The sequence below is a fragment of the Luteimonas sp. FCS-9 genome (assembly GCF_001014645.1).
In the GTDB taxonomy this organism is placed as follows: domain Bacteria; phylum Pseudomonadota; class Gammaproteobacteria; order Xanthomonadales; family Xanthomonadaceae; genus Luteimonas.
In genome coordinates, this window is the sequence record NZ_LASZ01000001.1 from 181,277 (window position 1) to 201,005 (window position 19,729).

Consider the following 19,729-nt stretch of genomic DNA (forward strand, 5'->3'; position numbering starts at 1 on the left):
ATTTTCACAACGAACCATGCCGGGCGGCTTCCCGGCGGTTCATCACTGCAACGACCACCTCGACCGGTCGAGTCGCGCCCGTCAGCCCAGCCGCGTGGCGCCGCCCATGTAGGGTTGCAGCACGGCCGGAATCTCGATGCTGCCGTCGGCGTTCTGGAAGTTCTCCATCACCGCGATCAGCGTGCGGCCCACAGCCAGGCCCGAGCCGTTGAGCGTGTGCACCGGTTCGGGCTTGCCGGTCTCGGGATTGCGCCAGCGCGCCTGCATGCGGCGGGCCTGGAAATCGCCGCAGTTCGAGCACGAGGAGATCTCGCGGTAGGTCTGCTGCGAGGGCAGCCAGACTTCGAGGTCGTAGGTCCGACAGGCTGCAAAGCCCATGTCGCCGCTGCACAGCAGCATGCGGCGGTACGGCAGGCCCAGGCGCTCAAGCACGGTCTCGGCGCACCGGGTCATGCGCTCGAGCTCGGCGTCGCTGTCCGAAGGCCGCACGACCGAGACCATCTCCACCTTCTCGAACTGGTGCTGGCGGATCATGCCGCGGGTGTCGCGGCCGTGGCTGCCGGCCTCCGAGCGGAAGCACATCGAGTGCGCGCTCATGCGCAGCGGCAGCGCGGCGGCGTCGACGATGCTGTCGCGCACGGTGTTGGTCAGCGGCACCTCGGCGGTGGGAATGAGGTAGCGGGTCTCCTCGCCGAACGGCGTGGCGAACAGATCCTCCTCGAACTTGGGCAGTTGGCCGGTGCCGCGCATGGTGTCGGCGTTGACGATCACCGGGACGCTGGTCTCCTCGTAGCCGTGCTCGCCGGTGTGCAGGTCGAGCATGAACTGCGCCAGCGCCCGGTGCAGACGCGCGAGCTGGCCGCGCAGCACGGTGAAGCGCGCGCCGCTGAGCTTGGCGGCGGTCTCGGCGTCGAGCCAGCCGTGGCGCGCTCCGAGTTCGACGTGGTCGCGGACCGGGAAGTCGAAGGCGCGCGGATCGCCCCAGCGCGCCTGCTCGACATTGTCGGCTTCGTCGCGGCCGACGGGCACGCTGGCATCGGGCAGATTCGGGATGCCGAGCGCAAGGGTCTCGAGTTCGGCCTTGATGCCGTCCAGGCGGGATTCGCTGGCCTTGAGCTCGTCGCCGAAGCCTGCGACCTCGGCCAGCAGCGGCGCGACGTCCTCGCCGCGCGCCTTGGCCTGGCCGATCGCCTTGCTGCGGGTGTTGCGCAGGTTCTGCAGGTCCTGCGTGCGCACCTGGATCTGCTTGCGCTCGGCCTCCAGCGACTCGATGCGCGCGACCGGCAGGTCGTACCCGCGGCTGTCGCGCAGCCGCGCGGCGGTGTCGGCGAGGTGTTGGCGCAGCAGGCTGGGATCGAGCATCGGGGCGTCGTCATCGAAAGCGGGGACGGCATTATCGCCCGGATCGGCGATCGGCCGAAGCGGCGTCCGGCGCGGAGGCCTGTGACAGAATCGTGCGCCCCGTTTTTCGATGGAGCCTGCCGTGCCCGCACCCTCGCCTGCCCCACGCGCCCGCCATGCGTTGCGGCAGGCGTTGCCCACCCGCCGGGCGTGGCTGCTGATCGCGGCGGCCTGCGCGCTGGGTGGGCTGCTGTTCGCAGGCCTGTGGTGGGGGCAACGCGATGCCCGCGCGCCCGATGGCGAGATCGCCGTCGGGACGCCGGACGCGTCGAATGGGCGCGCGACGCCGTTGCCCGCGCCGCTGCCGGCGAGCCCGGACGGCGCGAGCGGCCGCTTCGGCCCGACGGAACCGCCCGCGTCGGGCGCACCGAGGATCGCGGATGCACCCGTCGCCGGGCCGGCACCTGCGCCGGCGGTGCCGCCGTCGGCCGCCGCCCCTGCGCCGGTGGCCGACAGCGCGCCGCGCCCGCGGTCCACGCCGCAGCCGCGTTACCCGCGCGCGTCGCTGCGGCGCAACGAGACCGGCGAAGTGATGCTGCGGGTCCACGTGGACGCCGACGGACGGGTCTCCGACATCGACGTGATCGCCGCCAGCGGCCATGCCCGGCTCGATCGCGCCGCGGTGTCCGCGGTGCGGCGCTGGCGCTTCGAGCCGGCGATGCGCGACGGCCGGCCGGTGCCCGGCGAGGTGCGGGTGCCGGTCCTGTTCGACCCGACGGAGCGGCGCTGAGCGCGGCTTGCGCTGACGCGACCTCGACATTGCCGGTGGGAGGCTCGGCCCATCTTTCGGCGTGGAGCTACGACATGAACGACCCGATCCGGCGTCCCGGCGATGTCCCACCCCCCGTCGCCCCGCCGCCCGAGCCGCCGCCGCGCAAGGGCTCGAGCCCGCTGATCTGGATCCTGCTGCTGGTCGCACTGGTTGCGCTGGGCTGGTACTTCCTGAGCCAGCGCGACGTGCCGCAGACCGAGCCACTGCCCCCGCCACCGACGATCGGCGACGGCACGACACCGCCGGCCGAGCGCGAACCGACGCAAGCCCCGGCGCCGCGCGCCGCGCGTCCGGCGGCACCTGCAGCGCCTGCCGATCGGCCGGCTCGCGTCGTCGACCAGCCGCGTCCCGCCTACCCGGCCGCCGCCCTGCGCAATCGCGAGGAGGGTTCGGTGACGCTGCTGGTGCAGGTGGACGCCACCGGCAAGCCGACCGACATCAGCGTGGAAAAGCGCAGCCGGTCGCGCGATCTCGACCGCGCGGCGGTCGACGCGGCCCGCAACTGGACGTTCGAGCCGGCGATCCGCAACGGCAAGCCGGAGGCCAGTTCGGTCCGGGTCCCGGTCGACTTCACGCTCGAGGATCAGGCGGGCAGCACGGCGCGCAACTGAGCGTCGAGACCGGTCGGCGCGCCCATCCCCGCGCGCGGGGATGGGCAGACGCGATCGCTGCGATGAAGACCGTCACCGGTGATTGGCCTTCGGGGACGGTTCGGCCCTTGTCCGCGCAGCGGGACTGAAGGGCAGCTGCGAAGGCAGTGGCATGGAACCGTCGCGGTGCGGCCGGCCGCGCCTAGTCGCCCTGCAGCCCGAACCCCGCGCCGCGCGCCAGCGGGACGAAGCCGGGGAACGACGTCGCGACGTTGGCGGTGTCGCCGATTCCGATCTCGCCATCGGCGCGTTGCGCGGCCACGGCGAAGGCCATCGCGATGCGATGGTCGCCATGGCTCTCCACATCGCCGCTGCCTAAGACCGCCCCGCCAACGTCCGACGCGTCCCGTCCGGGGATCGTGGCGCCATCGGGCGCCTCGTCGATGGCGACGCCGAGCGTGCGCAGACCGGTGGCCATGACCGCGATGCGGTCCGACTCCTTGACCCGCAGCTCGGCGGCGCCGGTCACCCGGGTCGGCCCCTCGGCGCAGGCGGCGGCGACGAACAGCGCCGGGAACTCGTCGATCATGTCCGGCACGTGGACTTCCGGCACATTAATGCCGCGTAGCGGTGCATACCGCACGCGCAGGTCGGCGACCGGCTCGCCGCCCTGCTCGCCTGCGTCGGATGCCACGATGTCGGCGCCCATGAGCCGCAGCACGTGCAGCAGGCCGGTGCGGCGCGGATTCATGCCGACGCGGCGCAGCAGCAGGTCCGAGCCGGGCACGATCGAGGCCGCGACCAGGAAGAACGCCGCCGACGAGAAATCCGCCGGCACGTGCACGTCGGTCGCACGCAGGCGATGGCCGCCGGCCAGCCGCGCCACGCCCGGCGCGAAGTCGATCGGCCAGCCGAAGGCGGCGAGCATGCGCTCGGTGTAGTCGCGGGTCGGCCGCGGCTCGCGGACGACGGTCTCGCCCTCGGCATACAGGCCGGCGAGCAGCAGCGCGGACTTGACCTGGGCACTGGCGAGCGCGTTCTCGTACTCGATGCCGGCCAGACGCTGGCCGCCGCGCACGTGCAGCGGCGGCACCCCGCCCTCGCCGGTGTCGATGCGGGCGCCCATGCGCGCCAGCGGCTCGGTCACGCGGCGCATCGGGCGTTTGGACAGCGACGCGTCGCCGACCAGCGCGCTGTCGAAGGGCTGGCCGGCGAGCAGGCCCGCGAGCAGTCGCATGCCGGTGCCGGCGTTGCCGCAGTCGAGCGGGCCTTCGGCGGCGCGCAGACCATCGATGCCGACGCCGTGGACGACGCGCTCGCCCGGAGCCGGCGTCTCGATCGCCACGCCGAGCCGGCGGAAGATCGTCTCGGTGGCGCGGGCGTCGTCGCCCTCGAGGAAGCCGGTGATGCGCGAGGTGCCGTCGGCCAGCGAGGCGAGCATGATCGCGCGGTGCGAGACCGACTTGTCGCCCGGCACGTCGAGTTCGCCGCGCAGCGGCGCGCCGGCGGTGGCGATCCAGCGGGCGGCGCTCATGGCACGGCCACCGGGTAGGAGCCGAGCACGCGCACGTCGCCGGCGAAGGCGTCGATCTCGCCCAGCGCATCCTTGAGCGGGGACTCGTCGACATGGCCGGCGACGTCGATGAAGAAGGCGTACTGCCACAGTGCGCCGTGCGCAGGCCTGGATTCGATGCGGTTCATGCTGATGTCGCGCCGCGCCAGCGGCTCGAGGATGCGGTAGAGCGCGCCGGGCTGGTCGCGGATGAAGACCATCAGCGACGTGCGGTCGTTGCCCGACGGCGGGAACGCGCCGCGGCCGATGACCAGGAAGCGCGTGGTGTTGTCGCTGCGGTCCTCGATCGGCCCGGCGACGACCTTCATGCCGTACACGTGCGCGGCGTTCTCGCCCGCGATCGCGGCGGCGTCGTCGGACTTCTTGGCCCGGCGCACGCCCTCGGCGTTGCTGACCACCGCGTGCTTCTCGGCCTGCGGCAGGTTCTGCCGCAGCCAGCCCTTGCACTGCGCCAGCGACAGACCATGCGAGTACACGCGTTCGATGTCGTCGAGCCGGCCGGTGCGCGAGAGCAGGTACTGGTGCACGCGCAGCTCGACCTCGCCGCAGATCCGCAGCGGCGAGGTCAGGAACAGGTCGAGCGTGGACTGGATCGTCCCCTGACCAGAGTTCTCGACCGGGACGACGCCGAAGTCGGCGTTGCCGGCGGCGACCTCGTCGAACACCTCCTCGATGCTCGCCAGCGGCAGGCCCATCGCCGAATGGCCGAACTGCTTGTGCACGGCCTGTTGCGAGAACGTGCCCTCCGGCCCCAGGTAGCCGATCTTCAGCGGCTCCTGTTGAGCCAGGCACGCCGACATGATCTCGCGGAACAGCCGCACCAGTTCGGTGTCCGACAGTGGGCCGTCGTTGCGGTCGACCACGCGGCGCAGCACCTGGGCCTCGCGCTCGGGGCGGTAGTAGTCGACGGCGGCGGCGAGCTTGCCCTTGGCCTTGCCGACCTGGCGCGCGAACTGCGCGCGCTCGGCGATCAGCGTCTGGATCTGGTGGTCGATGCCGTCGATCTGCGCGCGCACGGCGGCCAGGTCGGGCGGCGTCGCGGGCTTGTCGGCGGTCTTCTTCTTCGGCTTTGCGGCCATCAACATCCTCTCAGAATCTGTGCGTGGTTACGGTCGCGCAGCGCGCCGGTGCCGATGCCCGACGGCATCGGCATGGCATGCCCGCTCACCCGCGCCGCTGCTGGAAATCCTGCATGTAGGCGACGAGCGCGCGGACGCCGTCGACCGGCATCGCGTTGTAGATCGACGCACGCATGCCGCCGAGCACGCGGTGGCCCTTGAGCCCGATCAGCCCGGCCTCGCGCGCACCGGCCAGGAAATCGGCATCGAGCGCCGGATCGACGAGGAAGAACGGCACGTTCATGCGCGAGCGCACGTCCCGCGCGACATCGTTGCGGTAGAAGCCGCCCGAGCCGTCGATCGCCGCGTACAGCAGACCGGCCTTCTCGTCGCTGCGCCGGTCGAACTCGGCGGTACCGCCCTGGTCGAGCATCCAGCGGAACACCTGTCCGGCCAGGTACCAGTTCCATGTGGGCGGGGTGTTGAGCATCGAGTCGTTGGCCAGGTGCGAGGCGTAGTTGAAGATGTCCGCACGCGGCTGGCCGGCCCGCTCGAGCAGGTCGCGGCGCACGACGACCACCGAGATCCCGACCGGGCCGAGGTTCTTCTGCGCGCCGGCATAGATCAGGCCGTAGCGCGAGATGTCGATCGGCTCGGACGCGATGCTGGAGCTGAAGTCGGCGAACAACGGCACATCGCCGGTGTCGGGCGCGGGCGCGCCCCAGGCAGGGCGGTACTCGACGCCGTGGATGGTCTCGTTGGCGGTGATGTGCACGTAGGCCGCGCCGGGGGTGAGGCCCCAGGTCTCGCGCGCCGGGATCGTGCGGAAGCCGTCGGCCTCGCCGCTGGCGGCGACGTTGACCGTCACCGCCGGGGTGAGCTGGCGCAGCGCCGTGCGCCCCCAGTGGCCGGTGACCACGTAGTCCACGGTGTCGCCGGGCGCCGCGAAGTTCAGTGCGATCAGTGCCTGCTGGGTCGTCGCGCCGCCCTGCAGGAACAGCACCGCATAATCGTCGGGCACGGCGAGCAGCGTGCGCAGGTCGGCCTCGGCCTGCGTCGCCACGGCCATGAATTCGGGCCCGCGGTGGCTCATCTCGACGATCGAGGCGCCGGCGTCGCCCCATTCGAGCATGTCGGCCTGGGCCTGTTTCAGCACGCTTTCAGGCAGCGCCGCCGGTCCGGGGGCAAAGTTGTAGGCTCGCGCCATCGCTCGACTCCGCTTGTTCGCAGGCCGGCAAGTATGCCGCAGCGCAGCAGCCTTGACGCGCGGCCGATGGTTGCGATGGCAACGTATCCCGCGTTGCCCCATCTGCGGCGCGTATGCGCCAGGAGCCTGCGATGTCACTGCGCGACGCCCTGCGGATTCCCGAGTCCGAGATCACCGACGAGGCCGTCTACCGCGACCGCCGTCGCCTGCTCGCCCTGCTGGCCGCGACCCCCGCGCTGGGGTTGGCCGGCTGCGCCGGCGCCGAGCCGCCGCCGCCCAGCACCGCCCGGGTCGCGCCCGCCCAGGCGCGCAGCGGCTTCCGGACCGACGAAGCGCTCACCCGCTACGAGGACATCACCTCGTACAACAACTTCTACGAGTTCGGCACCGGCAAGGCCGACCCCTCGCGCGCGGCCAAGACCCTGCGCACCGCGCCCTGGAGCGTGGAGGTGGCCGGCGAATGCGCCAAACCCGGGCGTATCGCGCTGGAGGACCTGCTGCGCGGCATCGCCAGTGAGGAACGCATCTATCGCCTGCGCTGCGTGGAGGGCTGGTCGATGGTGATCCCGTGGACCGGCGTGCCGCTGGCCGCGGTGCTGCGCCGGTTCGAGCCCACGGCCAAGGCCAAGTACGTGGCGTTCACCACGCTCGCCGACCGCGAGCAGATGCCCGGCCTGCGCTTCCGCTCGATCCGCTGGCCGTATCGCGAGGGCCTGCGCATCGACGAGGCGATGCACCCGCTCGCGTTCCTGGCCACCGGCCTGTACGGCAAGGCCTTGCCGCAACAGAACGGCGCGCCGCTGCGTTTGGTCGTGCCATGGAAGTACGGCTTCAAGAGCATCAAGTCGATCGTGCAGATCCGCTTCGTCGAGCGCATGCCCAGCACCGCCTGGAACGACCTGCAGCCCTCGGAGTACGGCTTCTTCAGCAACGTCAACCCGGCGGTCGACCACCCGCGCTGGAGCCAGAAGACCGAACGCCGGATTGCCGGGACCAACCGGCTGCTCGCCAACCGCATCGAGACCCGCCCGTTCAACGGCTACGCCGACCAGGTGGCCGCGCTCTACGCCGGCATGGACCTGCGCAAGTGGTACTGACCCCTGCGCCGGCTCGCGCGCCGCGGCGCGCGGCGACGCCGACCGGCATCGTCGCGGGCAAGGCGCTGGTGCACGTGCTGGCGCTGGCGCCTCTGGGCTGGCTGGGCTGGCGCGTATGGGGCGTGCTCGGCGGCGGCAACATCGACGCGCTCGGCGCCGAACCGGTGGTCGCGATCGAGCACGAACTGGGCACCGGCGCGCTGCGCCTGCTGCTGCTCACGCTGGCGATCACGCCGCTGCGCCAGGCCACCGGCTGGACCGCGCCACTGCGCTTCCGGCGGATGCTCGGGCTGTACGCGTTCGCCTACGCCAGCCTGCACTTCGCCGCGTGGCTGGCACTGGACCTGGTGGGCGACCTGTCGCAGGTCGCGACCGAAATCGCGCGGCGACCCTACATCACCGTCGGGTTCCTCGCCTGGCTGCTGCTGGTGCCGCTGGCCGTGACCTCGACCCGCGGCTGGATGCGACGCCTGGGACGCAACTGGGGCCGGCTGCACCGCCTGGTCTATGCGATCGCGGCGCTGGCGGTGCTGCACTTCTGGTGGATCGTGAAATCCGACTGGCGCGAGCCCGCGTTGTATGCGGGCCTGCTGACCGTGCTGCTGGGCTGGCGCGTTTGGAAGGCGGTGGCGAGGCGCCGGGTGGCCGCGCGCTGATCGCGACTCCGCTCGCGCCTTTCAGCGGCCTGCGAGCAACGCTGCGCGACGCCGGGCGTGTTCGTCCGTGTCGATCGCGCCTTCGCGATGCAGCCGGTCGAGTTCGACGACCTGGGCGACGAGCCCCACGTCGCGCACGGGCGGCGGCGGCGTACGTCGGCTGCGCCGGATCGCCCAAACGATGATGCCGACCACGGTCGCGGGGATCGCGAGCATGCACAACAGGATGATCCAGTGCCAGATGCTGAAGGTGCCCATGCGTTCGCTCCGTCGAGAATTCGGTCCGGGGGCGTCAACCCGCGCCGAACAGCAGCAGCGCGCCCAGCGCGGCGGCGATCAGCAGCGCGGCGAGCAGCAGCCACGGCAGCCGCAGGCGACCCGGCGACGGCGCGTCGAACCGGTCTGCGCCGTCGTCAGCATCGTCCGCGTGCCCGAGGCCGAACGTGGCCGCGCCCGCGCGCGCAGGCGCCTCGACGACGAAGCGGTGGTGCGCATCGAACACGATCTGGTCGCCCGGCTGCAGCAGCGCGTCGCGCACGGCCTCGCCGTTGACCACGCTGCCTTCGGGCGAGCCCAGGTCGACCAGCCGCACCCGCTCGCCGACGCGTTCGAGCCGGGCATGCCGGTCGGCGAAGGCCGGATCGTCGATGCGGATGTCGGCCTCGGCATGGCGACCGATCACGCGGGCGCGGTCGAGCGTGAAGCAGCGCCCGTGGTAGCGGCCGCCAAGGCCCCGCAGCACCATGCGCGGATCGGGCTCGGCCGGATCGCCGCGCACCGGCTCGTCCGCCAGCGGCGACGCCGCCGGCTGGCCCGGCACCAGACGCAGCTCGTGCCCGTCGACGAAGATCGCATCGCCCGCGCGCAGCATCGCCATGCGCTGGATGCGCCGCCCGTTGACGTGGACGCCGCCGATGTCCTCGCCCACGGTCAGCCAGACGCCGCGGCGGTCCACGCAGAAGCGCACGCACGGCGCCGCGTCGTCGTCGACCGGGCCGAGCCCGGCGCCGTCCGCGCGCAGGCCGATGCCGAGCATGCCCACGTCGAGGGGCAGCTCGTCGGTCGGGGAGCCGGGGAAACGCAGCTTGAGCGCGGTCATGCGGCGGGAATCTAGCACGAGCGACGGCGCCCGCCGCATCCGTCACTTGGTCGATGCGCCGCCGCGCCGCAGAATGGGCGCCCAATCCAGGCAGAGCGACCGACATGTCCGGCATCGACATCACCCATTCCCACTCCCTGCCCCCGGCGCAGGCGCGCACCGCGGTCGAGGACGTCGCCCGCACGCTGGCCGAGCGCTTCGACATGCAGTACGCCTGGGACGGCGACACGCTGAACTTCAACCGCTCCGGCGTGGACGGCGCGATCGCGCTGCTGCCCGACAGCCTGCGCGTCACCGCCAAGCTCGGCTTCCTGCTCTCGGCGATGCGCGGGCCGATCGAGGCCGAGATCCGGCGCGAGCTGTCGGAGCGGTTCTGACGCCGTTTCGTGCCCGGGCGACACGTCCGCACGCCGCGCTTGTCGACGCGCCGATTCGACCGTAGAATGCGCGTCCCGATCGCACCGGCGGCCTCGCGGCCACGGCGATGCGGACAACGGAACGCCCATGTTCCCGCGTCCGGGCGACAGCGTTTCGGGCGGTTAGCTCAGCGGTAGAGCATTGCCTTCACACGGCAAGGGTCGCAGGTTCGAACCCTGCACCGCCCACCAGCAGCATCGAACGAGCCGGCCCAGCGCCGGCTTTTTCGTGTCTGCGGTCCGGAAGCAAGCGCCCGTCGATCGCAGCGCGACGGCAGCCACCCGCCAGCACGCCGACCGCGCCGCGACGCCCCGCGTAGAATGCCCGTGACGGCGCCGTGGGCGCCCTGCGTGGAGTGGTTGTGCGCCTGATCGATCGTCTGCCCCCGTGGCTGCACGACTGGCTCGACATCGTCGTGCCGGTCGGCCAGATCCTGCTGATCCTGCTCGTGGCGTGGCTGCTGCGGCTGCTGATGCGCCGGCTGATCGAGCGGGTCGGACATCGCTACACGCTGCCGCCCGAGGCGGTGGTGGGCGCGCGGCGGGTGATGACGTTCCTGATCTACGCGGCGGCGCTGTTGCTGGCGCTCGAGCGCATGGGCGTGTCGGGCACGGTGCTGTGGACCGCATTCACCGGTTTCGCGGCGGTCGGCGCGGTGGCGTTCTTCGCGGCCTGGAGCGTGCTGTCGAACATCTTCTGCACGATGCTGATCCTGACCACGCGCCCGTTCCGGCTCTACGACCACGTCGAGCTGCTGGAGAACGGCGAGAAGCCCGGCCTGCGCGGCCAGGTGGTCGACATCAACGTGGTCTACACGACGCTGCGCGAGACCGACGAGGGTGATGGCGCGGGCACGGTACTGCAGGTGCCCAACAGCCTGTTCTTCCAGCGTGCGTTGCGGCGCTGGCGCGGCGGCGCGCTGCCCGAGCCCAAGGGCGCGGGCGCCAAGCGCGGCGATCCGCTCGACGTGTGACAACGCGCGGCGGACTTGAACGTTCGCCGCGACCGGACCTTCAGTCCACGACCGCCGAGACGACGATTTCGATCTTCCAGTCGGGATCGGCGAGCCGCGCCTCGACCGTCGCCCGCGCGGGCGCCTGGCCGGGCACGACCCAGCGGTCCCACTCGGCGTTCATGCCATCGAAGTCGGCGATGTCGGCCAGGTACACCTGCGCCTGCAGGATGCGGGTCTTGTCGCTGCCGGCCTGCGCGAGCAGCGCATCGATCGCGGCCAGCACCTCGCGGGTCTGGACGGCGATGTCGGCGCCCGCGGTCTCGGGCACCTGGCCGGCGCAGTAGACGATGCCGTTATGGATGCTGGCTTCTGACATGCGCGGGCCGGCGTCGATGCGCTCGATCATGGGGGTGGTCCTGGACGTGACGGGCGGCCACGGTAGCGAGCGCGCGCAGGGCGCGGCAAGCGCTGCGCCCCTCGGCGTGGGTCAACGCAGCTGGCTGTCCTTACTGCCGCGCCGGTTGTAGCCGGTCGCGGCCCGGTCCTCGTCCTGCTGCGCCTGGCAGTCCACGCACAGGCGCACGCCGGGCACGGCGACGCGGCGCGCCTCGGGGATCGGGGCATCGCATTCCTCGCATCGGGTCAGCCCCGGGCCGCTGCGCAACTGGCTGCGCGCGCGCTCGATCGCGTCCTTGACGGTCGCGTCGATCTGGTCCTGCACCGCTCCGTCGCCTGCCCATCCGGTCGCCATGGCCGACTCCTGCCTGTGTCCAACGCCTGGACGAGCCTAGCAATGCGCGCGTGGCCGCAGGATGAGCGGCGCCGGCCGGCATAATGGCGCGATGTCCGACGCGCCCCGCTCCCCTGCTCTGTCCCGCCTGGCCATCGTCGGCGGCGGCCCGGCCGGGCTGTTCGCCGCGCAGATCGCCCGCGCTGCGGGCGCGGAGGTCGACCTGTTCGACGCCAAGGGGTCGGTCGGCCGCAAGTTCCTGATCGCGGGCAAGGGCGGGCTGAACCTGACCCATTCCGAGCCTCGGCCGGCATTCGATGCCCGCTACGGCGCACGCGCGGACGCGGTCGGGCGCTGGCTCGACGGCTTTGACGCGCAGGCGCTGCGCGACTGGGCCGCGGCCCGCGGCGTGCCGACCTTCGTCGGCAGCTCGGGACGGGTCTTCCCGCAGGATCTCAAGGCCGCGCCGCTGCTGCGCGGCTGGGTCCGCCAGTTGCGCGAAGACGGCGTGCGGTTCCACGTGCAGCACCGCTGGACGGGCTGGGATGCCGACGGCCACCTGACGTTCGAGACACCGCACGGGCCGCACGTGCAGGCCGCCGACGCCACGGTGCTGGCGCTGGGCGGCGGCAGCTGGCCCGAACTCGGCTCCGACGGCGCTTGGCAACCGCTGCTCGCCGCGCGTGGCGTCGACGTCGCGCCGCTGGCGCCGGCCAACTGCGGGTTCGACATCGGCTGGAGCGCGCATCTGGCGCAGCGCCATGCCGGTGCGCCGCTCAAGCCGGTGGTGCTGCATTGGCGCGACGCCGACGGCGCGCCGCACGCGCTGCAGGGCGAATGCGTGCTGACCGCGACCGGCATCGAGGGCAGCGCGATCTACGCGATCTCCGGCGCGCTGCGCGATGCGATCGCGCGCGACGGCAGCACGGTGCTCGAACTCGACCTCGCACCGGGGCGCGACGCCGCGCGCCTGCAACGCGACCTCGCACGCCCCCGCGGACGCCGCAGCGTCGGCGAGCACCTGCGCCGCGCGACCGGCCTGGACGCCGCCAAGACCGCGCTGCTGTTCGAGCGGCTCGACCGCGCGGCGCTGGACGACCCCGCCCGCGTGGCCGGCGCGATCAAGCGGTTGCCGCTGACGCTGCGCGCGCCACGCCCGCTGGCCGAGGCCATCAGCAGCGCCGGTGGCGTGCGTTTCGAGGCGCTCGACGACGCGCTGATGCTGCACGCGTCGCCGGGCACGTTCGTCGCCGGCGAGATGATCGACTGGGAAGCGCCGACCGGCGGCTACCTGCTCACCGCGTGCTTCGCCAGCGGCATGCGCGCCGCGCAGGGCGCGCTGGCGTGGATGCGCCGCGCAGGCTGACGGCGGCGCGGCGCCTGCGACAACCGGCGAGCTCACGCGACGCGGGCCGCGGACGACGCGCTAGAATCGAGCACGCATCCCAACGCGAGTTTTGCCATGCTGGAACAGGACGACCTGCTGGCCCCGATCTCCGATCACGCCCCGTGCGGCGAGGATCTCTCGTTTTCCCCCGAGTTCGACGCGATCCAGGAGGCGCGCCGGGCCGACGACCCCACCCTGGCACAGGGCGAATGGGTCACCGAACTGAAGTACGCCGACTGGTCGCGCGTGCTCGCGACGACCGAGACGCTGCTGCGCGAGCGCACCAAGGATCTGCGCCTGGCCGCGTGGTATGCCGAGGCGCGTGCGCAGCTGCACGGGTTCCCGGGCCTGGCGGCCGGCTATCGTCTGGTCGCGGGTCTCTGCGAGCGATTCTGGGACGCGCTGCACCCCGCTGCCTCCGATGGCGACCAGGAGGATCGGATCGGCAATCTGACCTGGCTGCTGGGCAACTCGCAGCAGTGGCTGCGCGCGTTGCCGATCATCCAGGCGCCGCAGGGCCGTTTCGGCCTGGCCGACGTCGAGTCGGCCCACGCACGGGCAGGCGAGCAGGACCAGGCGGCGACGCTCGAGGCGATCGAAGCCGCGCGGCGCGATACGCCGCACGCGTTCTACATGCGGTTGAGCGAGGAACTGCCGGACTGCGCGGCGGCGTTGCGCGAACTGCAGCAGGCCGTGGATGCACGCCTCGGTCTGGACGGCCCGAACTTCAGCCGGCTGCGCGACCAGCTCGACACGCTCGAGCGCACAGTGCGTCGCTTTGCGCGCGATGCCGGGGTCCTGCTCGACGGCGAGCCCGTGGCGACGTCGCAGGCGGTCCCGGACAACCGGCCCGCGGAGGCGCCGTCCACGCCCGGCGTCCCGGCAGGACCGATCGCCACGCGCCGGCAGGCGATCGCGCAATTGCGCCAGGTCGCCGAGTTCTTTCGCCGCACCGAACCGCACAGCCCGGTCGCGTACCTGGCCGACAAGGCGGCGCGCTGGGGCGAGATGCCGCTGCACGTCTGGCTCAAGCGCGTGATCAAGGACGACTCGACGCTGGCGCAGGTCGAGGAACTGCTGGACGTCGAGCCGCAGGATGGGCTTTCCGGCTAGGCGGCCCGCTGCGGTCGGCGCCTGCGCGCATGTCGCGGGACGCATGCTCGCCCGCCGGGAGATCGACGCACCCAACGTGGAGGGCAAGCGCCTGGGCCCGCCGTGCGACGCGCCGCGGCCCGGCGTTCCCGCAACATCGGGGACGACATGGACGCGCCGCTTGCCGACGAAGGCGGCGTGCTCCTACAGCAGGCGGAACTGGATCCTGCGGTTGCGGGCACGACCGTCCTCGGTCGCGTTGTCGGCGATCGGTTCGTCCGGCCCCCGCCCCAGCACGCTGATGCGCTGCGGATCGATCCCGCGTCGGGCCAGGTGCGCGCGGACGGCCTCGGCGCGGGCATGGCTCAGCGCCAGGTTGCTCTCGCGCTGGCCGACGTCGTCGGTGTGCCCGACCACCTGCACGCGCGCATCGCCCAGTTCCTGCAGCTTCGCCGCCATCTCGTCGAGGATGCCTGCGCCCAGTGGGGTCAGCGTCGCGCTTCCGCTGCGGAACTCGATGATGCGATCGCCCAGGGTCTGGTCCAGGACGTCCTGCGCGGAGCCCGCGGTGCGCAGGCCGCTGGTGACGGTGTAGGAGGTGTTGCTCGCCATGCTCAGTTCGCTGAGCACCTGCTGGCGCTGCGCCTCGTTGGGCACGTCGCCGCTGATCCGCACCGACTGGCCATCGACCTCCAGCTTGCCGCCGCGCACGCGCTGCAGGCCGGGGGTCAGCATGTTGCCGACGTAGGTGCCCCAGTTGGGCGGCGCGGGGATCGCCTCCACGCGCACCTTGTCGACGACGCGTTCGGCGCCGTACAGCGTGCGGAGCTTGTCGAGGATCTGCGCCTTGGTCGCCTGGTCGGGCACGATGCCCTCGACGACGACCGGCGCATCCCCCGCCACCTGGGCCGAAGCGGCGCCGAATGCGCCCCCCAGCACGAACAGCAGTGCCCAGCCCCATCGCTTGCAGCGCATGCGCGTGCCCATGGTCATGCTCCCAGGAAGGTTTCGCGGAACACGCCGCGCGCGGTCTTCAGCGCGAGGTCGGTGCGGTCGAGGTAGCTCGCCAGCCGGTTGAACGCGTAGTCGGTGGCCAGTTGTTCCTCGACCCAGTCCGCGTCGCGCAGGTGGATCAGGTACTCGCCGGCGACGCGCGCATCGAGTGCGGCGTGGAGGAGCCGGCTGTCGGCCCCGTCGAAGCCGATCAGCAGGACCGGCAGCGGCGACTCGCGCACGAGCAGCGTGAGCTCGAAATCGCCGCGCGCCAGGAACGCGGCCACGATATCGAGCCAGAACGTCGCCACCAGTGGCCGGTAGAGCGGATCGCGCGGCAGCGGAAGCTCCAGTCCACGATCGATCGTGACGTTGCCGCCGGCCAGGATCGGCTGCAGCAGCAGGCCCAGCGCCGGCAGCGCCTGGCGAAGCGAGAGCCCGCCGTGCCCGGCATCCTCGAGCGAGGCCTGCAGCGAGCCGAGGGTCTGCAGTTCGAGGAAATCCTCGAACGCCCCGGCATGCGCTCCCGGATCGCTCTCGACCTCCAGGCGCAGCTCCGCCAACGCCTGCAGCGGCCCGGCGGCATCGTCCGCCGACACCGCGTCGCGCGCGCAGCGCACCAGGCCGGTCCAGACGCGTGAGAGCGCCATCGGGCTGCGCCCGAGGAAACCGAGCGGGTCGGACACGTCGAACCTGACCGCCGACAGGAACGGGAAGCGACGCTCGGAGACATCGCGACTGGGCAGCAGCAGCCCGCCGACGACCGCGCGGCTGCGCGAGCCCAGGAAGGCGTAGCGCAACTCGCCCGCGCCGTCGTAGAGCCGCTTCCAGTCCGGATCGTGGGACAACGACTCCAGGCTGCTCGCGGCCCAGCGGTCGAGCAGCGCCATCAACTGCACGTTGTCCGCGCTGCGCACGAAATCGCCACGCGAGGGCAGCTTGCCGAAATAACTGGCCCGCACCGCAATGCGCTGGCTCATGCCCCGCCCTCCGCGTCCGCATCGCCCTCGTCGACCGGCGGTGCGGCCGCCTGGCCGGCCACCAGGGCCGGCAGCTGCAACCCGCGCTGCCAGTCGTTGCCGCCGCCGCTGGCGCCGGGCCTGCGGATGATCCGCATCATCATCGAGACGGTGATGCCGTCCCGGGTCCACGTCAGGAGGCTGTTGTCGCCTCGGTTCTCGATCTTCGCCTCGCCCATCATCCGCGCGAAGCCGTTGCCGCCGGGCATGTTGAAGACCTCCACGGTCCGCCCGTCGCCGGCGACCGCCAGCAACCGCGCACCGGGAACGCTGCCGGGGTTGGGCCACTGCAGCGTCGTCCAGGTCGGCGGCGTATTGCGGTAGCGCAGCGTCTGCCCGTCGATCTCGATCGTGTACTCGACCGCCCCGATGGCCGGCGTGGGCTGGATCGCGAAGATCGTCGCCTCCTGCCCGGCCGCGCCACCGGCCTGTCCGCTCACCCAGTCGCCGTAGCCGCTGATCAGCTCGGGCGACAGCGCGATGCCGTAGCCGGCCCAGCGGCGGGGCTCGAGCAGGTTGCCGCGCTGCAGGACCAGGTTGCCCAAGGCCTCCTTGTTGAAGGCCGCGACCGCGCCCGTGGCGCCGAAGATCGCGGCGACGTCAGCCGGCGACGCATCGACGTCGGCGTCGGGACGGAACGGGAACTGTTGTCCGATGCCGTCGCGGAACGGTTCGTAGACCTGGGCGGCCCACGCACGATTGATCTCGGCCTCGGTCGGCGGCACCAGCGCGGCGAAGGTCTGCGTCAGCGGATACAGCAGCAGAGGCCGCAGCGCGTCGCGCTGCGCGTCCTCCAGCCCGGTGAGCATCTGCTCCTCGACCAGCGCCAGCGCGCTCTTGAGCTCCGAGCCCTCGTTGCCCAGGGTGTCCTGCATCAGCCGACGCGCACCCGGACCGGGGTCGCCCTCGGTCCGGATCGCGTTGAGCCGCGTGCGCAACGCGCCCAGCGTCTCGAAATAGCTGTCGATCAGGGCGCTGCCGCCGTCGCGCGGCGCGACCAGCCGGGCGATGCCCTCGAACGCCTTGCCGACCGGCCCGGTCGGACGCGGCGTCTCGCGGCCGGTCTCCGGGTCGATCTCGACGGGGATCGAGGTCGGGTTGCGGCGCATGATCACGCGCTGGAACCAGGCGACGAAGCCGCGCCGCACCTCGCCGTGCAGCGCGTGCTCGGCGCGCGGGTTGTCCCAGACCGTCTGCTCGTTGATCGCCTCGAGCAACGCGCGCAGCGGCGAGTTGCGCGGGTCGCCGATGCTGTTCATGCGCGCCACGGCCTGGTCGAAGTTCTCGAACCCGGCGACGCTGACGCCCTGCAGGAACTTCATCCACTCCTGCGCGTATTCCTGCTTGTAGAGCGTCTCCATCTGCCGTGCGACATGCTCCGGGCTTCCCGACAGGCTCAGGTCGCTCTGCTGCGTGGTATCGAGCACCCAGTCAGTCGTGCTGAGCTGCGTGTTGGAGGCTTCGCGGATCGCATCCTGGACGTAGTCCTCCCAGGCCTTGCGCGAGAAGGCGCCGGAGATCGCGTAGCTGCCGGCGATCGCTTCCTTGTTGCGCTCGTCGCCGATCAGGCTGTTGACGGTGACGGTGGGGAAGCGCGCGCCGGCGCGTGCCTTGATCATCGCGAACACCCGCTCGATCGCCGGCTGTCCCTTCATGACCCGGTTGAGCGCGCCACGGGTGTCGTCCACCAGCGACACGCTGACCTGCAGCTGCGGCCAGCCGGGCGCATCGGCGCGCGAGACGTAGAACGTCATCAGCTTCTCGGCGGCGCGCGCCATCTCCTCGCGGCTCATCTGCCCGCGATTGGCATCCAGCCAACCGCGCCAGAAGCGCGTGAGCTGGTCGCTCAGGTGCGCCTGTTCGATCTCGCCGCGCCTGGCGAGCATCAGGTAGGCCTTGAGCGCGTTGTACGCGTCGTTGCTGTCGGTCGGCTCGGCCTCCTGGTAGAGCACCGGCGAGGCGGCGGCGTCATCGCGACGGGCGACCGGCTCGCCGAGCGCATCGGCATGCGCGACCACGTCGTGCAGGTAGGCCTCCAGGCGCGCACCCGTCGGTGCCAGCATCACCTGGCGCATGCCCTCGAAGTACTCGTGCAGCAGCTTGCGCTCGATGTTGTCGCCCTGGTAGAGGCCCAGGCGCGTGGTCACGTCGTTGCGCTGCCGGTGGCGCGCCAGTTGCTCGAGTCGGTCCTGGATCAGCAGCAGCGCGTCGATCCGAGACTTGAGGTCGACCCGGCCCTCCTGCAGACGCACGGCCTGGGCGAGATCGCGGTTCGCGTTCTCCACCAGTTGCCGGTTCCCGGTGTAGGACCAGGTCCACAGGCCGAGCATGACCGCCAGCAGCGCAACCGCGCCGAAGAACACCCCGTAGCGCAGGCGCGTCCGGTTCGGACTGGAGTACTGCTGCACCAGCCCCTTGTCGGCGAACACCACCTTGCGAAACAGGTCGCGCAGGAAGTGCGCGGCATGGCCGGTCGGGCTGCGCTCGGTTTCCGTGCCCCCCTGCAGCCGGAACTCGCGCCCGATGCGTTCGGACGCGTAGTGCACGGAGTCGCCCTCCTGCAGGGCGCTGGTGAAATAGAAGCCGCGGAACACCGGTTTGAACTGGTAGGGATTCTCCTCGAACAGCGTGGCCACGAACGTGCGCAGCGCGGGCTTGATGCCGACGAATTCGAGCGGCAGCGTCAGCAGGCCCGGATCGATCCCGCGTCCGCGCAGCATCGCCATCTGCGTGAGGCTGACCTCCTTGAGGCCGTCGGCCAGTTCGTCGAAATGGCGGTCGAACGCGGCCAGTGCGTCGGCCTGCCCCTCGGGCTCGAACGGCAGCGTCGCCCCCCACACGCCCTCGCGTTCGGCCGGGTCGAGATTGCGGAAGAACTCGGCGAACCCGGCAATGAGATCGGCCTTGGTGAACACGACGTAGACCGGCGCGAAGACCTCCAGGCGCTCGGTGATCTCCTGCACGCGCTGGCGCAGGTTCTTCGCCAGCTCGATCGCGAACTCCGGCTTGCTGCCCGACAGCTCGGCGATGCTCGCGGCGATGATCACGCCGTTGATCGGTGCGCGCGACCGGTGCTTCTTGAGCAGGTCCAGGAATGTCAGCCATTCGAGCCGGTCCTCGACGCTGACCGCATAGCGGCCCGCGGTGTCGAGCACGATGCCTTCGGTGGTGAAGTACCAGTCGCAATTGCGCGTGCCGCCGACGCCCTGGATGACGTTGGCGCTGTTGTCCTCGAAGGGAAACTGCAGGCCCGAGTTGAGGATCGCCGAGCTCTTGCCGGCCGCCGGATTGCCGATGATCACGTACCACGGCAGCTCGTAGAGCGCGGCGTTGCCCTTGAGCATGCCGATGCGCGAAGACTTGATCGACTTGACCGCCGCGAGCATGCGCTCGCGCAGCAGTTCGGTGTCGGCGCGCACGGCCGGACGCGCGTTCTCCACGGCGCGGTCGGCCTCGCCCTCGACCATCGCGTCCAGCCCGCGCGCGGCCCGGCGGGCGAGCAGCCGCCGGACCAGCCAGACCGCAGCCCAGACCACCAGTGCAACGAGCGCGAGCGCCAGCAGCCACAGGCCGATGTCGCGCAACCCGTCGCTGCCGAAGTACAGCGCCAGGCCGGTCGCGAGCGCGCCCAGCACGAGGAGGACACGATAGTCGGACAGTGCGTAACGGAGTCTGCTGAACAT

General features: G+C 71.7%; 19 protein-coding genes and 1 tRNA gene. 9 read left to right on the forward strand and 11 right to left on the reverse strand.

The features are described 5' to 3' along the window. Positions 1–81: 81 nt before the first annotated feature. Entirely contained in the window at positions 82–1,362 is a 1,281-nt protein-coding gene (gene serS, locus WQ56_RS00885; protein ID WP_047135171.1) for a serine--tRNA ligase, read from the reverse strand. A gap of 121 nt (positions 1,363–1,483) precedes the next feature. Between serS and WQ56_RS00890 the strand changes: the two genes are divergently transcribed. After that, a complete protein-coding gene (locus tag WQ56_RS00890; RefSeq protein WP_197076394.1) occupies positions 1,484–2,131 on the forward strand; it encodes an energy transducer TonB in 648 nt (215 codons plus the stop codon). Positions 2,132–2,205: 74 nt separating this feature from the next. Then, the gene (locus WQ56_RS00895) at positions 2,206–2,784 is read left to right on the forward strand and encodes an energy transducer TonB (protein WP_047135173.1); all 579 of its coding nucleotides are present in this window, start codon (positions 2,206–2,208) and stop codon (positions 2,782–2,784) included. Positions 2,785–2,965: 181 nt separating this feature from the next. On the opposite strand, the gene aroA is transcribed toward WQ56_RS00895, so the two are convergent. The 3 genes from aroA to serC all read right to left on the reverse strand — a co-directional run bounded on the left by aroA (position 2,966) and on the right by serC (position 6,601). Then, on the reverse strand, positions 2,966–4,297 hold the full coding sequence (gene aroA, locus WQ56_RS00900; protein ID WP_047135174.1) for a 3-phosphoshikimate 1-carboxyvinyltransferase: 1,332 nt from the start codon (positions 4,295–4,297) through the stop codon (positions 2,966–2,968). Then, positions 4,294–5,415, reverse strand: a complete 1,122-nt coding sequence (gene pheA / locus WQ56_RS00905; protein WP_047135175.1) for a prephenate dehydratase — start codon at positions 5,413–5,415, stop codon at positions 4,294–4,296. Before pheA ends, aroA begins: the two co-directional genes overlap by 4 nt. Before the next feature lie 85 nt (positions 5,416–5,500). Beyond that, positions 5,501–6,601 (reverse strand): phosphoserine transaminase, encoded by a 1,101-nt coding sequence (serC, locus tag WQ56_RS00910; RefSeq protein WP_047135176.1) that lies wholly within the window; start codon positions 6,599–6,601, stop codon positions 5,501–5,503. Positions 6,602–6,732: 131 nt separating this feature from the next. Here serC and msrP point away from each other — a divergent pair, with 131 nt between their 5' ends. Then, positions 6,733–7,698, forward strand: a complete 966-nt coding sequence (gene msrP, locus WQ56_RS00915) for a protein-methionine-sulfoxide reductase catalytic subunit MsrP (protein WP_047135326.1) — start codon at positions 6,733–6,735, stop codon at positions 7,696–7,698. A 47-nt stretch (positions 7,699–7,745) separates the two neighbouring features. Further along, complete coding sequence (locus tag WQ56_RS00920) at positions 7,746–8,354, forward strand: protein-methionine-sulfoxide reductase heme-binding subunit MsrQ (protein ID WP_047135327.1); 609 nt, start codon at positions 7,746–7,748, stop codon at positions 8,352–8,354. Positions 8,355–8,375: 21 nt separating this feature from the next. Here the strand turns inward: WQ56_RS00920 and WQ56_RS00925 are convergent, their stop codons facing one another. Together WQ56_RS00925 and WQ56_RS00930 are read right to left on the reverse strand one after the other, a co-directional pair. Beyond that, entirely contained in the window at positions 8,376–8,612 is a 237-nt protein-coding gene (locus WQ56_RS00925) for a hypothetical protein (protein ID WP_047135177.1), read from the reverse strand. A 34-nt stretch (positions 8,613–8,646) separates the two neighbouring features. Next, positions 8,647–9,453 (reverse strand): FHA domain-containing protein, encoded by an 807-nt coding sequence (locus WQ56_RS00930; RefSeq protein WP_047135178.1) that lies wholly within the window; start codon positions 9,451–9,453, stop codon positions 8,647–8,649. Positions 9,454–9,557: 104 nt separating this feature from the next. Here WQ56_RS00930 and WQ56_RS00935 point away from each other — a divergent pair, with 104 nt between their 5' ends. The 3 genes from WQ56_RS00935 (at position 9,558) to WQ56_RS00945 (ending at position 10,843) form a co-directional block, all read left to right on the forward strand. Further along, entirely contained in the window at positions 9,558–9,830 is a 273-nt protein-coding gene (locus WQ56_RS00935; RefSeq protein ID WP_047135179.1) for a polyhydroxyalkanoic acid system family protein, read from the forward strand. A 156-nt stretch (positions 9,831–9,986) separates the two neighbouring features. Beyond that, positions 9,987–10,061 (forward strand) — tRNA-Val (locus WQ56_RS00940). 164 nt (positions 10,062–10,225) lie between these two features. Then, positions 10,226–10,843 carry a mechanosensitive ion channel family protein gene (locus tag WQ56_RS00945; RefSeq protein ID WP_047135180.1) on the forward strand — a complete coding sequence of 206 codons (618 nt, stop codon included), beginning with the start codon at positions 10,226–10,228 and terminating at the stop codon, positions 10,841–10,843. A gap of 40 nt (positions 10,844–10,883) precedes the next feature. Here the strand turns inward: WQ56_RS00945 and WQ56_RS00950 are convergent, their stop codons facing one another. Beyond that, positions 10,884–11,231 (reverse strand): RidA family protein, encoded by a 348-nt coding sequence (locus tag WQ56_RS00950; protein WP_047135181.1) that lies wholly within the window; start codon positions 11,229–11,231, stop codon positions 10,884–10,886. A gap of 81 nt (positions 11,232–11,312) precedes the next feature. Next, positions 11,313–11,576: a DksA/TraR family C4-type zinc finger protein gene (locus WQ56_RS00955; protein WP_047135182.1), complete on the reverse strand. Its 264-nt coding sequence runs from the start codon at positions 11,574–11,576 to the stop codon at positions 11,313–11,315. Positions 11,577–11,667: 91 nt separating this feature from the next. Between WQ56_RS00955 and WQ56_RS00960 the strand changes: the two genes are divergently transcribed. Together WQ56_RS00960 and tssA are read left to right on the forward strand one after the other, a co-directional pair. Continuing rightward, a complete protein-coding gene (locus WQ56_RS00960) occupies positions 11,668–12,921 on the forward strand; it encodes a TIGR03862 family flavoprotein (RefSeq protein ID WP_047135183.1) in 1,254 nt (417 codons plus the stop codon). A 96-nt stretch (positions 12,922–13,017) separates the two neighbouring features. Then, positions 13,018–14,055 carry a type VI secretion system protein TssA gene (tssA, locus tag WQ56_RS00965; RefSeq protein ID WP_047135184.1) on the forward strand — a complete coding sequence of 346 codons (1,038 nt, stop codon included), beginning with the start codon at positions 13,018–13,020 and terminating at the stop codon, positions 14,053–14,055. 183 nt (positions 14,056–14,238) lie between these two features. Here the strand turns inward: tssA and WQ56_RS00970 are convergent, their stop codons facing one another. From WQ56_RS00970 to tssM, 3 genes are read right to left on the reverse strand one after another with little or no spacing between them, the layout of a single operon-like run. Beyond that, positions 14,239–15,021 (reverse strand): OmpA family protein, encoded by a 783-nt coding sequence (locus WQ56_RS00970; protein WP_156170164.1) that lies wholly within the window; start codon positions 15,019–15,021, stop codon positions 14,239–14,241. Between the two features lie 2 nt (positions 15,022–15,023). Then, on the reverse strand, positions 15,024–16,007 hold the full coding sequence (gene tagF / locus WQ56_RS00975) for a type VI secretion system-associated protein TagF (RefSeq protein WP_047135185.1): 984 nt from the start codon (positions 16,005–16,007) through the stop codon (positions 15,024–15,026). After that, on the reverse strand, positions 16,004–19,729 hold the full coding sequence (gene tssM, locus WQ56_RS00980; protein WP_047135186.1) for a type VI secretion system membrane subunit TssM: 3,726 nt from the start codon (positions 19,727–19,729) through the stop codon (positions 16,004–16,006). The genes tagF and tssM overlap by 4 nt, the downstream gene beginning before the upstream one ends.

Bases quoted from the DNA above. Each gene is read 5' to 3' on its own strand.
- tssA (WP_047135184.1), top strand. From the start codon at position 13,018: ATGCTGGAACAGGACGACCTGCTGGCCCCGATCTCCGATCACGCCCCG.
- WQ56_RS00970 (WP_156170164.1), bottom strand. From the start codon at position 15,021: ATGGGCACGCGCATGCGCTGCAAGCGATGGGGCTGGGCACTGCTGTTC.
- tagF (WP_047135185.1), bottom strand. From the start codon at position 16,007: ATGAGCCAGCGCATTGCGGTGCGGGCCAGTTATTTCGGCAAGCTGCCC.
- serS (WP_047135171.1), bottom strand. From the start codon at position 1,362: ATGCTCGATCCCAGCCTGCTGCGCCAACACCTCGCCGACACCGCCGCG.
- msrP (WP_047135326.1), top strand. From the start codon at position 6,733: ATGTCACTGCGCGACGCCCTGCGGATTCCCGAGTCCGAGATCACCGAC.
- WQ56_RS00895 (WP_047135173.1), top strand. From the start codon at position 2,206: ATGAACGACCCGATCCGGCGTCCCGGCGATGTCCCACCCCCCGTCGCC.
- WQ56_RS00950 (WP_047135181.1), bottom strand. From the start codon at position 11,231: ATGATCGAGCGCATCGACGCCGGCCCGCGCATGTCAGAAGCCAGCATC.
- WQ56_RS00960 (WP_047135183.1), top strand. From the start codon at position 11,668: ATGTCCGACGCGCCCCGCTCCCCTGCTCTGTCCCGCCTGGCCATCGTC.
- pheA (WP_047135175.1), bottom strand. From the start codon at position 5,415: ATGGCCGCAAAGCCGAAGAAGAAGACCGCCGACAAGCCCGCGACGCCG.
- WQ56_RS00935 (WP_047135179.1), top strand. From the start codon at position 9,558: ATGTCCGGCATCGACATCACCCATTCCCACTCCCTGCCCCCGGCGCAG.
- WQ56_RS00925 (WP_047135177.1), bottom strand. From the start codon at position 8,612: ATGGGCACCTTCAGCATCTGGCACTGGATCATCCTGTTGTGCATGCTC.
- aroA (WP_047135174.1), bottom strand. From the start codon at position 4,297: ATGAGCGCCGCCCGCTGGATCGCCACCGCCGGCGCGCCGCTGCGCGGC.
- WQ56_RS00930 (WP_047135178.1), bottom strand. From the start codon at position 9,453: ATGACCGCGCTCAAGCTGCGTTTCCCCGGCTCCCCGACCGACGAGCTG.
- serC (WP_047135176.1), bottom strand. From the start codon at position 6,601: ATGGCGCGAGCCTACAACTTTGCCCCCGGACCGGCGGCGCTGCCTGAA.
- tssM (WP_047135186.1), bottom strand. From the start codon at position 19,729: ATGTTCAGCAGACTCCGTTACGCACTGTCCGACTATCGTGTCCTCCTC.
- WQ56_RS00955 (WP_047135182.1), bottom strand. From the start codon at position 11,576: ATGGCGACCGGATGGGCAGGCGACGGAGCGGTGCAGGACCAGATCGAC.